This window comes from Sulfuricurvum sp., assembly GCF_028688295.1.
Classification (GTDB): Bacteria; Campylobacterota; Campylobacteria; order Campylobacterales; family Sulfurimonadaceae; genus Sulfuricurvum.
The window spans coordinates 1-10,379 of the sequence record NZ_JAQTYM010000073.1; the positions used below are offsets into that span (position 1 = coordinate 1).

The 10,379-nt window shown below is 43.3% G+C and carries 16 protein-coding genes and 1 rRNA gene; 8 read left to right on the top strand and 9 right to left on the bottom strand.

The window, feature by feature from the left end; translation table 11 throughout:
* Window positions 1–677 (bottom strand): AIR synthase related protein (locus tag PHR02_RS11610; protein WP_299992255.1); only part of this gene is annotated, 677 nt, incomplete at its 3' end.
* Between the two features lie 130 nt (window positions 678–807).
* Between PHR02_RS11610 and PHR02_RS11615 the strand changes: the two genes are divergently transcribed.
* Window positions 808–1,290, top strand: coding sequence for an Hsp20/alpha crystallin family protein (locus PHR02_RS11615; RefSeq protein ID WP_299992257.1), 483 nt, complete (start codon window positions 808–810; stop codon window positions 1,288–1,290).
* A 2-nt stretch (window positions 1,291–1,292) separates the two neighbouring features.
* Here the strand turns inward: PHR02_RS11615 and greA are convergent, their stop codons facing one another.
* Genes greA through vapB form a run of 3 tightly spaced genes read right to left on the bottom strand, consistent with a single transcriptional unit; the run spans window position 1,293 to window position 2,474 of the window.
* Window positions 1,293–1,823, bottom strand: coding sequence for a transcription elongation factor GreA (gene greA / locus PHR02_RS11620; protein ID WP_299992258.1), 531 nt, complete (start codon window positions 1,821–1,823; stop codon window positions 1,293–1,295).
* Window positions 1,824–1,836: 13 nt separating this feature from the next.
* On the bottom strand, window positions 1,837–2,238 hold the full coding sequence (locus PHR02_RS11625; protein WP_295013233.1) for a type II toxin-antitoxin system VapC family toxin: 402 nt from the start codon (window positions 2,236–2,238) through the stop codon (window positions 1,837–1,839).
* Window positions 2,238–2,474 (bottom strand): type II toxin-antitoxin system VapB family antitoxin, encoded by a 237-nt coding sequence (gene vapB, locus PHR02_RS11630; protein WP_299992260.1) that lies wholly within the window; start codon window positions 2,472–2,474, stop codon window positions 2,238–2,240. The genes PHR02_RS11625 and vapB overlap by 1 nt, the downstream gene beginning before the upstream one ends.
* A 387-nt stretch (window positions 2,475–2,861) precedes the next feature.
* Between vapB and PHR02_RS11635 the strand changes: the two genes are divergently transcribed.
* Window positions 2,862–3,668, top strand: a complete 807-nt coding sequence (locus tag PHR02_RS11635) for a hypothetical protein (RefSeq protein WP_299992262.1) — start codon at window positions 2,862–2,864, stop codon at window positions 3,666–3,668.
* A 140-nt stretch (window positions 3,669–3,808) separates the two neighbouring features.
* Here the strand turns inward: PHR02_RS11635 and PHR02_RS11640 are convergent, their stop codons facing one another.
* A complete protein-coding gene (locus tag PHR02_RS11640; protein WP_299992263.1) occupies window positions 3,809–4,135 on the bottom strand; it encodes a hypothetical protein in 327 nt (108 codons plus the stop codon).
* Window positions 4,136–4,205: 70 nt separating this feature from the next.
* Here PHR02_RS11640 and PHR02_RS11645 point away from each other — a divergent pair, with 70 nt between their 5' ends.
* Entirely contained in the window at window positions 4,206–6,155 is a 1,950-nt protein-coding gene (locus PHR02_RS11645) for a ribonuclease R family protein (RefSeq protein WP_299992265.1), read from the top strand.
* On the top strand, window positions 6,148–7,113 hold the full coding sequence (holA, locus tag PHR02_RS11650) for a DNA polymerase III subunit delta (protein ID WP_299992266.1): 966 nt from the start codon (window positions 6,148–6,150) through the stop codon (window positions 7,111–7,113). Before PHR02_RS11645 ends, holA begins: the two co-directional genes overlap by 8 nt.
* 47 nt (window positions 7,114–7,160) lie before the next feature.
* Here the strand turns inward: holA and PHR02_RS11655 are convergent, their stop codons facing one another.
* Together PHR02_RS11655 and PHR02_RS11660 are read right to left on the bottom strand one after the other, a co-directional pair.
* Entirely contained in the window at window positions 7,161–7,394 is a 234-nt protein-coding gene (locus tag PHR02_RS11655; protein ID WP_299992267.1) for a type II toxin-antitoxin system MqsA family antitoxin, read from the bottom strand.
* Window positions 7,391–7,672, bottom strand: coding sequence for a DUF4258 domain-containing protein (locus tag PHR02_RS11660; RefSeq protein WP_299992269.1), 282 nt, complete (start codon window positions 7,670–7,672; stop codon window positions 7,391–7,393). Before PHR02_RS11660 ends, PHR02_RS11655 begins: the two co-directional genes overlap by 4 nt.
* A 176-nt stretch (window positions 7,673–7,848) precedes the next feature.
* Here PHR02_RS11660 and rpsF point away from each other — a divergent pair, with 176 nt between their 5' ends.
* The 4 genes from rpsF to PHR02_RS11680 all read left to right on the top strand — a co-directional run bounded on the left by rpsF (window position 7,849) and on the right by PHR02_RS11680 (window position 9,601).
* Window positions 7,849–8,232 carry a 30S ribosomal protein S6 gene (rpsF, locus tag PHR02_RS11665; RefSeq protein ID WP_299992271.1) on the top strand — a complete coding sequence of 128 codons (384 nt, stop codon included), beginning with the start codon at window positions 7,849–7,851 and terminating at the stop codon, window positions 8,230–8,232.
* A gap of 19 nt (window positions 8,233–8,251) precedes the next feature.
* On the top strand, window positions 8,252–8,758 hold the full coding sequence (locus PHR02_RS11670) for a single-stranded DNA-binding protein (RefSeq protein ID WP_299992272.1): 507 nt from the start codon (window positions 8,252–8,254) through the stop codon (window positions 8,756–8,758).
* A 21-nt stretch (window positions 8,759–8,779) separates the two neighbouring features.
* A complete protein-coding gene (gene rpsR, locus PHR02_RS11675) occupies window positions 8,780–9,040 on the top strand; it encodes a 30S ribosomal protein S18 (RefSeq protein ID WP_299992273.1) in 261 nt (86 codons plus the stop codon).
* A gap of 99 nt (window positions 9,041–9,139) precedes the next feature.
* On the top strand, window positions 9,140–9,601 hold the full coding sequence (locus tag PHR02_RS11680) for a DUF420 domain-containing protein (RefSeq protein WP_299992274.1): 462 nt from the start codon (window positions 9,140–9,142) through the stop codon (window positions 9,599–9,601).
* A gap of 17 nt (window positions 9,602–9,618) precedes the next feature.
* On the opposite strand, the gene PHR02_RS11685 is transcribed toward PHR02_RS11680, so the two are convergent.
* Window positions 9,619–10,173, bottom strand: coding sequence for a GNAT family N-acetyltransferase (locus PHR02_RS11685; RefSeq protein WP_299992275.1), 555 nt, complete (start codon window positions 10,171–10,173; stop codon window positions 9,619–9,621).
* 90 nt (window positions 10,174–10,263) lie between these two features.
* Window positions 10,264–10,379: ribosomal RNA gene (gene rrf, locus PHR02_RS11690) — 5S ribosomal RNA — on the bottom strand.

Here is a 10,379-nt window from a genome sequence, read left to right on the forward strand (position 1 = left end):
ACCGCACCGCCGAGACCGTCGCGCCCTGTTTTAGATCCGACATAGATAACCGGATTACCAATCCCCTCCGCTTTTCCGTAGAAAATCTCATCGCTTTTAGCGAGTCCGAGAGTAAAGGCGTTTACGAGGATGTTACCGTTATAGCACTCATCAAAACTTGTCTCACCGCCGATCGTCGGAACCCCCATACAGTTACCGTATCCGCCGATACCCGATACGACACCGCGTACCAAATAACGCTGATGCGCACTAATATCATCTTTGTTCAATACATTACCGAAACGGAGTGCATTGAGGTTGGCGATAGGGCGCGCACCCATGGTGAATACGTCACGCATAATCCCGCCGACACCTGTTGCTGCACCTTGATACGGTTCGATAAAACTCGGATGGTTATGGCTCTCCATTTTGAAAACCGCCGCATATCCGCCGCCGATGTCGATAACACCCGCATTTTCACCCGGTCCTTGGATAACCCACGGTGCTTTAGTCGGGAAACCGTTCAAATGTTTTTTAGACGATTTATAACTGCAGTGTTCACTCCACATTGCTGAAAAAATTCCGATCTCAACGAGATTTGGTTCACGTTCGAGAATTTTTTTGATATGGGCATAATCGTCCATTGACAATTTATGCTGTTTTAGAACTTTTTCGATATCTGGAAGGGGAGTGCTCACGGCAAATTCCTTAAAATAGTAATAGTAACGCGATTATACCAAAGGCTAATCAAGCGCCCCCTTAATTTACCCTCTATTTACAAAATCGATATAAATTTAGTGTTCTAAAATCATTATCGGAGGTTTATCCATGAATATATCAAAATCTGTTTTAGTTTGGCTAAGTGCTATCCCTTTAATAGCGACAGCAACCGTATCTACTCCTCAATCAAAACCGGAAAAACCGTGTGATGAAAAATGCGCATTTTGGAATATGGAGGATATGGAACGGTTTTTCGAACGTCCTTATCCCCGCATGGTTTCAGCGTACAGTGCATCATCCATGAAAGAAACTGATAAAGCCTACCTCATCAATATCGATCTGCCGGGGATGGATAAAAAAGATATTGCGATTGAAACCGTCGGTAATCGATTGGTGATTTCGGGAGAGCGAAAAGAAGAATCGGAGGGAAAAGAGGGGTCGAAAAAATCGTATCGGCAATTCAATCAGAGTTTTTCACTCCCGGATGATGCCAACCTCGAAGCGATCAGTGCCACATCCACCAACGGTGTACTAAAAATCACTGTTCCCAAAACAGGAAAAAAAGTATCTAAAAAAATTGAGATTAAATAAGGTTAATGAAAACTATATTCTTTCTCACTGCGGATATTTTTTTTGAGTGAAAAGATGTCGGTATAGCCGATTCCGATCACTTCGTAACTCTTTTTTCCGCTGGGGAGATGAACAATAAACTCATCTCCCTCCTCTTTCCCAAGCATCGCACGTGCGAGCGGTGAATGGACCGAAATAAGTCCATTTTCAGGCTCACTTTCTAGCGTTCCGCAAATACTATAGGAAAATTCCTCATCCGTGTTCACATCCATAATCACAATCGTCGCTCCGAAATGGGCACGGGAGTGATCGAGAATTGATGGATCGATGATATGTGCTTTTTCGATCATCGAATTCAGATAAAAAAGACGTTTATCGATGTGACGCAGTTTCTCTTTCGCCGCATGATATTCGGCGTTTTCGCTTCGATCCCCCAGCTCCGCCGCACGCTGTTTTTCGACATTAACACGGGGCTTTTCGACATCTTTAAGAAATTTAAATTCCCGTAGGAGTTCATCGTACCCTCGTGGGGTCATGGGTTCATTTTGGCTCATACTTTTGTCCTTTTTAGCATACCCAATTCTCCAACCGCAACCCCTCAACCCGTTCAAACTCTTTGGTGTTATTAGTGACCAATATCGCATCGCACCCTTTGGCATGGGCGGCAATAAATAGATCATTTGAACCGATAATATTTCCGGTAGTTTCCAACTCGACCCGTATAGTCGCATAGGACAATGCACTGTTTTTATCAAAATCCATGATCTGAAAATTCTCAATAAAGGAGAGGACGAGATCAAAGAGCTTTTCACTCCCTTTTTTCTTTGCACCATAGATCAGTTCAGACACAACGACTGTAGAAAGAGCTATCGTATGATCTTTTTCAACGGATTTGAGCTTTTCTTTGATGTTCTGGGGCTTATTGCGGATAATATAGCTGCAAATGTTGGTATCGAGCATATAGAGCATTAAAATATCTCTCTCGTTTGAAGAGGCAGTTGCTCTCGATCCTCAAGAAATCCCTCAGTATCAATATCCTCTAGAGCATCAAAAAACACGTCCCATTTCTTCTCTATTTTCGGTTTGATAATCAGTGTATCGCCTATTTTATCAATGCACACTTCATCCGTATCGACGCGGAACTCTTTTGGGATGCGAATCGCCTGTGAACGACCGTTTTGAAACACTTTTGCCATAACTGTCATCTCAGATCCTTTCTGAAAGATATATATCACAAGTATATACCAAACAATAACCCGTGTCAATAGATAGTGAATAGACTTCTTGCATAACCTACATTTGCGTTCGTGGTGAGCCTGTCGAAGCATGAATTAAACACCCTTCGACTAGCTCAGGGCGAACGGGATCATATATTAAAGAGCGGTGAATCGTATCGCTCTTTCGGTAAATTTTGACTCTACACATAAGTAAAACACGGAAATTATTTTAAGAAAAACGGTGTAAAATGTTTAAAAATATGTCATTTTGAATAACAAATTATTTTGTGGATTTTTGGCAGAATAGTATATATTTTTGGTGTAAATAAATAGTCAGCAACACAAGTATTCAATAAAAGGATAAAGATAACAAGAATGGAAAAGCTCACTGACAAACATATAAAAGATTTTTTAGAAAATGCTTCACTCTATACTTGGCAAGAGTTTGAAAGACCTGATTTCGATAGAGAGAGTTTATGGATAAATGAAATAGATGCTTACTGTGAAACGTGCAAACAAAGCAGACCTTTTCAATACTTGGGCTCTAGAGGAGGCGGAGCAGGTATGCCCAGAAAACAACTTACCTCTGGTCAGTCTTTTTTTCAGTTCACCTGTGTATCTTGCCATAACGAAAAACATGAATATTTAGTTGAGCAGGTAGTTAGCGATGAAACAATTAAACTTCAAAAATATGGGGAACTACCTAGAAAGCATTTAGACAGGGATCCACTTCTACAAAAGTTTTTCTCGAATGACAAAGACTATTATGAAAAAGCTGTGGTGTGTTTAGCTAATGGTTATGGAATTGCAGCTTTTGCATACATGCGAAGAATTATTGAAAATAATATTGGTGAATTACTCGACATGCTCCAAGAAGAAATTAACTCCACAAATGCAGATCATTCGCTACTAGATAAACTATCGGAATTAAAGAAAGAAACCCCAATGAGCGAAAAAATCAAAGTTGCAAATAATGCCATGCCTGATTATTTAACTCCATCTGGACTTAATCCATTGGGTCGTTTATATCAAGTACTTAGTGAAGGAGTCCATAAATATAGTGATGAAGTTTGTCTCGAACGAGCAAATACTTTACAAACGTGTATTAAATATTTAGTCAGTGAACTCGCATCGCGAAAGAAAAATAGAGAATCATTTAAAAGTTTGATTGGCAGTTTATAATGGCTAACACAAAATAAAAATAGGTATCATCTGACACCTATAACCTACTTTTCCGTCTTATAATGTCATATTTTTTTCTTCGGGGTTATACAAGAAGCCTAATAGAACTCTTCAAGAAGCGGGGCGAAAGCCCCATTTATTTACGCCGCAAATCCAACAATATAATAAGTCGGTTTCCCGTCCACTTTTTGAAGCTGAACTTTGTACTTATCCGCAAAATGGTTGATTTTTTCCATCGCGTCACTTGAACTGATCTCACTCGTCGCATCGATCTTGATTTTAAAATAGTCGTTACTGTTCGACATCGCCACATACGATTCATCCGTTTTCAACGCTTCGTGCAAATCCAAAATATGTTTGATAATTTTCTCATACCCTGCCGTATTCTCTTCGATTCGGCTGAGTTGGAGGCTTAATGCTTCATTTGGGGCATATCCGAGTTGGTTTAAAATCGCTTCATGTGTCATTAGTATGTTCCTTTGTAAAATTAGAAGAGTTATTCTATCATAGAAGTATTTATTGACTATAATATCTCTTATGAAATCACTCCTAATTCGTCTTACCCATGGTCTTTATGACCAAGATATCGCACCCGAAGAGCGTGAGCACATTAATGAATGGCTTACACGAAAACTTCTTACTCATGAGGATAACAAATATCAGCTCGCATCTCAATACCGCGCAGGTATCGTCTCTTTGGCTTCTGAGAGCGGTGCGTATCTTCAGACATTGGGAGAGAGTATCCGCGACCACTTTATCGAAACCAATAACCTTATGGGGGCGAAAAGTGGCGATTTGGTCATTGCCCAACGGTTACTCGGAAAACGGGGCGGTCCTCAGGCGAAAGTCGTCGTCATCGCCGGACGGAGCGAAACCTTCAGCGTCGCCGTCGTCACGATGAAAAACGGCTATTTGAGCCTCCAAGACATCCGCACCGATCATCCCGCAGGATTTGCCCTCAATGATCTCCCCGAAACAGCCGAAGGATCACTCTACCAGATCAACAACCAAAGCGGAACCATAGCCGCCTACTTAGGCAACCTGAGTGATCCTAAAGTGGATGAGAAAATCGTCCTCGCCCTCTACAACAAACATGATGCGTTCGAAGATGACGTATTAGCCATGGCACGCGAATTTCCCAAAGAGGTCGATGCCTCGCTCTATCCCCACCGCCGTGACCTGCGCCATCTGCCGTTTTGTACCATCGACCCCGTCACCGCCAAAGATTTCGATGACGCCATCTGTTATATCCCCGAAACCTCCACCCTCTACGTCGCTATCGCCGATGTGAGCGAATACGTCCACCCGTTCGGAGCGATCGACGCCGAAGCGATTTATCGCAGTTTCTCGATCTACCTCCCCCACCGCTCCATCCCGATGCTCCCGAGAGAACTCAGCGAAACCCTCTGCTCGCTCCAGCCTCTCGTCGATCGTCTTGCCTACACGTTTGAGATGCACATTGACCCCGTAACCTATGAGATGGATTCCCATACCTTGTATGAATCGATCATCCACTCTCACCGACGCTTCAGCTACGAAGAGATCGATGCCTTTTTCGAAGGGAATCTCGAAGCCAAAACCGAAAAAGAGGCGAAGGTATTAGCCTATATCCCTCTGCTCAATGATCTCACCTATAAACTCCGTGAAGAACGGATGAAAAAAGGGTACAACTTCCGCTCCAGCGAACTGGAGATGCGCATCGATGAAGAGCAGAATATCGTCTCCACCGAGTTTGCTGTCGAAACGCCGTCGCATGCCCTTATCGAAGATTGTATGCTCCTCGCTAACAAAGCGGCGGCATCACTGTACGAGCGGGGAGTGTTTCGTATCCACGAATCCCCTAGCCCGATGAAACTCCAAAGCCTCTACACCGAGTTGGCGAGTATCGGTATTTTCGTCGAGTCCCAAGGCTCGATCAAAGAGACGATCATGGCGATCCAAGCCGAAGCGGAGCGGCGCGATCTGATCAGCGAGGTCGATACCCTCATCATCCGTGCTCAGATGCAGGCACGCTATGCTCCGTATAACATGGGACATTTCGGTCTCGGGTTTGATCGTTACACCCATTTCACCTCTCCGATCCGCCGTTACAGCGACCTGATCGTCCACCGCCTCCTCAAAGCGATTGCGGCAGGAGATACCGAAGAGGGATCGTATGTATTGCGCAACATCGAGTCTCTTTGTACCTCCATCAGTGAAAAAGAGCGTGAAGCGAGCGACATCGAAATCCGATTCCAAGAGCGCAAATTCGCCCGCTGGGCGGCCACCGTGATCGGACAAGAGTTCAAAGCCCGTATCATGCGCGCCGAAGAGCCGTTCATCGCCGAGATTCACGACACCATCACGGGGGCAAAAGTACAGATTTCCTCACAATTTGGTCTGATGCTCTTCGATGACATCATCGTTAAAATCGAAACCGCCAACCTCGCCACCGCGAAAATCACCGCCTCGTTTGTGAGTCGAATAGAGAAGGAAACGGATGAATAGACAAGAGCTAGACCGTCACCTCCAAAACAATTCAGCACCACGAGCAATGGCACTCTTCGGCGAGAGCCACTTTCTCATCGACCGCTACGCACACGGACTCGCTCAGATCGAGGGGGCATCGGTTCTGAGCCTCTATCATGACGAGTACGATTTCAACACCGCCAAAGCCCACCTTTCGCAAGGCTCACTTTTCGGTGATCAAAATCTCCTTATCGTCAAACACGAAAAAAAGCTCCCCAAAGCCGAGCTCGACACCCTCGTGGAACTCGTCGGAAAAAACAGTGATAATACCTTCGTCTACTGCTACTACGGCGAGGATGTCAAAGGAGCCGACACCGCGTTCAAAGGTGCCCATACCGGATCAGTTCGTTTCTTCCACCCCTTTGCCGCCGAAGCACGCGCCATCGTAATGCAAGAAGCGCAAGCGCTAGGGGTTCAACTCGATAATCAAGCGGCATTTCACCTCCTCGACATCCACAACAACGATCTCGCCCTCGCCTGCAACGAGCTCTCCAAACTCTCCATTTTGGGCAAACCGATCGGAATGAAAGAGATCGATGAGCATGTCTTCGGTCTGAGCGAAATCAAACTCGACCACTTCATCGCCCGTGTCATCGAGAAAAAAGAGTTTCTCCCCTCGCTACGCCACCTCCTCGAATCGGGAGAAAACGAGATCCAGCTCCTCACCGCCATCAGCGGATTTTTGACACAGTTGTATCTTTTTAACAGCGCCATCAAAATTCACGGCGTCGCCGATTCGGCTCTCGTGTTGGGGTATAAACTTCCGGGATTTGTCGAAAAAGAGCGTGCCGCCCTCTCGATCAAAATCTCGCCTGAGGGGTATAAACGGGGGATAAATCTCCTCCTCGATACCGAGCTAAAGATGAAATCGACCGGAAGCCCCGATCAAGAATCACTCCTATTATCGGCACTGCTTAAACTACAAAGCGTTCTATAAACACACCTTCTGCTTTTGTCATTCCCGACTTGATTGGGAATTAATGATTACGCGACCGCTTCACTCCATCGAGCCACTTCTACCGTCACATGTTTTTGACGGGCAGTTTCAACGATATTTTCTAGTTTCACAGCGGTGTTATCTGATAGCCATTCCTCGCCACATTGAGAACAAACAGTAGCAGGAACGTCACGTACAACCACAACGCCGAAACCGAGATCAACCGTAAAGGTACTCACACCATTGACAATAGAACCTTTGCATAACGGGCAGGTTTTCATCGTTTTATCCTTGTAGTAAAGTTATTCTCAAATTCATCAGGACTCGGTCTGTATGCAGTGATAATATAACAATCCTCACCCTCCATCGCCATAACGATATGAAGCGGTATAGGCTCTGAATACAAAACCAAAAAGCTTGGAAACGGGTAGTCTTCGGGATAAGATTCTATAACCTCACCCTTGTATGCACATTCCATTACTTCGTTACGGGTAATTGAGCGTTCCAACATCCGTTCAAGCGCATGTTTTCGCCAAATAAACTGAGTAATTAAGCGCATAAATTCTCACGATCATAATTGAGCTTTTGGATATTATACTACAAGAATCATGAAACTAAATGAAACTTAAATTAAGCAAAATTTTAGTATAATCCGCGCGTTCCTTGCTCTTTGCAACACGACTGTCGTGCTGTATAACAACCATAAGGGGCGAACACCATAAGGAGACATACGCTATGAGACATTACGAAAACCTAGTAATCGTAAAACCTACTCTTACAGAAGAAGAGATTAAAAACACCATCGCTCTCGTTGAAGAAGTGATCACTGCAAACGGCGGTGAGATCGTTGCTCGCGACGCAATGGGAATGAAAAAATTAGCTTACCCGATCGAGAAAAACGCTCGCGGTTATTTTTACGTTATGTATTACAAATCTGCACCTGCTGCGATTTCTGAAATTGAGCGTCGTTTCCGTATCAACGAGGAAATTTTGCGTTTCGTAACAATGAAATACGATTCAAAACGTGAAATTGCTGCTTGGAACGGTATGGTTGAAAAAACCAAAAAACCTGCTCCAACTGCTGCTGTTGCTGAGAAAAAAGAAGAAGTAGCTTCTTAAGCCTTTTAAAGGAAAACCTATGTTTAATAAAATTATTTTGGTTGGAAATCTCACTCGTGATATTGAGCTCAAATATGCACAAGGTGGATCGGCGATTGCCAATACCGCTATTGCTACGAGTCGAAAATTCACAGTGAATGGCGAGAAAAAGGAAGAGACATGTTTTGTCGATATCACTTTTTTCGGACGTTCTGGTGAGGTAGCCAACCAATACCTCCGTAAGGGTTCTAAAATCCTCGTCGAAGGACGATTAAAATTTGACCAATGGGTTGACCAAACAAATGGCCAAAAGCGCTCTAAACACTCTGTTATCGTCGAAACGATGCAAATGCTCGATTCACGTAGCGAGGGTGGTTCTCAGGGCGGTTATAACGAATACAGTGATGCTGGAAATAGCGGCTATGATGCACCTGCACCTAAAGCGGCTTACACTCCTCCACCGTCGTATTCTAAACCCGCACCGGCAAGAATGCCGGAAAACAATCTCCCAGAGATTGATATAAACGAAGACGAAATTCCGTTTTAGAATAAGCACAAGGATAGAACCATGTCAGAAAAAAGAAAATACAAAAAACGTTATTGCAAATACTGCGAGCAAAAAGTTGATTTCATTGACTACAAAGATGTACAGTCATTGAAATATTCACTCTCTGAGCGTTTCAAAATCATGCCTCGTCGTCTTACAGGTAACTGTAAACGTCACCAAGATATGGTTACAATCGCGATCAAACAATCACGCGCAGCTGCGTTGATTCCTTACACAGTATCACGTAAAGTGATCGCTGGCGCTTCTTACGAAGAGCGTTAATTGATTTATGACAGCTCTATGCTGTCATATCAACCCTTCTTCTTTCACCTAATCTCTAAACACTCGCTATAATGTCGCATTTATATTATCAGGATATTTATGTTTTTTGAACCAGGATTTTTAGGCACTAAAGCCTTAATGTATATGGATATTGTTACTCTCTATTTTGCAATTCTCCCTTTTTTATTAGGGTTTTCAATTCACCAAGCCATTCGAGGTAATATTAAACTTCATTACCAGAGCCAATTTGCTATTTTAGCCATTACCATCATTATGGTACTTATTTTTGAAATTGGTGTTCGTCTTACAGGTGGATTTGTTGAATATGCCAAAGAAAGTCCTTTATCGTACGATTTTCTCCTTTTATTTCTTCTCATTCATATTTTTATAGCACTAATGGCCGTTGGAGGATGGATATATCTCATTATTTCAACTTACAAATCATATCAGAATGGTATTTTGGAAAAAAGTGATAAACATCGTAAGATGGGTAGATGGATATTTGGAGCTCTAACACTTACATCAATTATGGGATGTTCCATTTATCTTTTTTTATTTTAAAGAATAGTAGAGTGGTATTAATCCATCCAACGTCTTGGATCATATCCATCAGTCGGACGTATAATTGCTGCTTTTTGAAGCTTTTTAATCAAGGTAATAACATTCTTACCATCGACAAAACTTTGTTCTACAGAGCCATTATCGTGACGCACAAACCCATGCAGCTCATAAAAACGAATTGCGGGTGAATCATAGACAACACTTACACTGATATTATCATAGAGTGCCGCTGCTTCCATAAACAGCTGCTCAATCATCTGTGACCCTATACCCTTCCCTCGAAACTCAGGAAGTACTGCCATATTCAAAATAGGAGTATTGTCATCGATGTAGCCATTTGAGCCGTGATCGGCATTTAAACGACGTATCCATACGGCTCCTGCGAGCTGATTATCGACAAGGGCATACAGACCTAAGTCTTTGCTGGTATAGCCGTAAAATTCGCAGTAGATAGCCAGTTTTGGAATATCCGATAGTGATTTATTGACGTCGTCTAAGCGCATCGCATAATGGAGCATATCGATAAGTATTTTTTGTTCGGAGGATCTGAGGAAATAAAGTGTTGGTTTCATAAGCGAAAGTATACAGTAGCAATGCTGAGAAGGTGGTGTTTTGATTGAAAAAAAGGGATTGTAAAAGAAGAGAAGGTTAAAATTCTGAAAGCCAGGCGGCGACCTACGTTTCCACACCTGAAAGATGCAGTATTATGAGCGATGAGGGTCTTAGCTTCCGGGTTCGGAATGGGACCGGGCGTTTCCCCCTCTCTATAGCCACCTGA

What these genes read in the sequence shown, in the direction of transcription:
- PHR02_RS11615 (WP_299992257.1), top strand. Translation starts at nt 808, where the DNA reads ATGAATATATCAAAATCTGTTTTAGTTTGGCTAAGTGCTATCCCTTTA.
- greA (WP_299992258.1), bottom strand. Translation starts at nt 1,823, where the DNA reads ATGAGCCAAAATGAACCCATGACCCCACGAGGGTACGATGAACTCCTA.
- PHR02_RS11625 (WP_295013233.1), bottom strand. Translation starts at nt 2,238, where the DNA reads ATGCTCTATATGCTCGATACCAACATTTGCAGCTATATTATCCGCAAT.
- vapB (WP_299992260.1), bottom strand. Translation starts at nt 2,474, where the DNA reads ATGACAGTTATGGCAAAAGTGTTTCAAAACGGTCGTTCACAGGCGATT.
- PHR02_RS11635 (WP_299992262.1), top strand. Translation starts at nt 2,862, where the DNA reads ATGGAAAAGCTCACTGACAAACATATAAAAGATTTTTTAGAAAATGCT.
- PHR02_RS11640 (WP_299992263.1), bottom strand. Translation starts at nt 4,135, where the DNA reads ATGACACATGAAGCGATTTTAAACCAACTCGGATATGCCCCAAATGAA.
- PHR02_RS11645 (WP_299992265.1), top strand. Translation starts at nt 4,206, where the DNA reads ATGAAATCACTCCTAATTCGTCTTACCCATGGTCTTTATGACCAAGAT.
- holA (WP_299992266.1), top strand. Translation starts at nt 6,148, where the DNA reads ATGAATAGACAAGAGCTAGACCGTCACCTCCAAAACAATTCAGCACCA.
- PHR02_RS11655 (WP_299992267.1), bottom strand. Translation starts at nt 7,394, where the DNA reads ATGAAAACCTGCCCGTTATGCAAAGGTTCTATTGTCAATGGTGTGAGT.
- PHR02_RS11660 (WP_299992269.1), bottom strand. Translation starts at nt 7,672, where the DNA reads ATGCGCTTAATTACTCAGTTTATTTGGCGAAAACATGCGCTTGAACGG.
- rpsF (WP_299992271.1), top strand. Translation starts at nt 7,849, where the DNA reads ATGAGACATTACGAAAACCTAGTAATCGTAAAACCTACTCTTACAGAA.
- PHR02_RS11670 (WP_299992272.1), top strand. Translation starts at nt 8,252, where the DNA reads ATGTTTAATAAAATTATTTTGGTTGGAAATCTCACTCGTGATATTGAG.
- rpsR (WP_299992273.1), top strand. Translation starts at nt 8,780, where the DNA reads ATGTCAGAAAAAAGAAAATACAAAAAACGTTATTGCAAATACTGCGAG.
- PHR02_RS11680 (WP_299992274.1), top strand. Translation starts at nt 9,140, where the DNA reads ATGTTTTTTGAACCAGGATTTTTAGGCACTAAAGCCTTAATGTATATG.
- PHR02_RS11685 (WP_299992275.1), bottom strand. Translation starts at nt 10,173, where the DNA reads ATGAAACCAACACTTTATTTCCTCAGATCCTCCGAACAAAAAATACTT.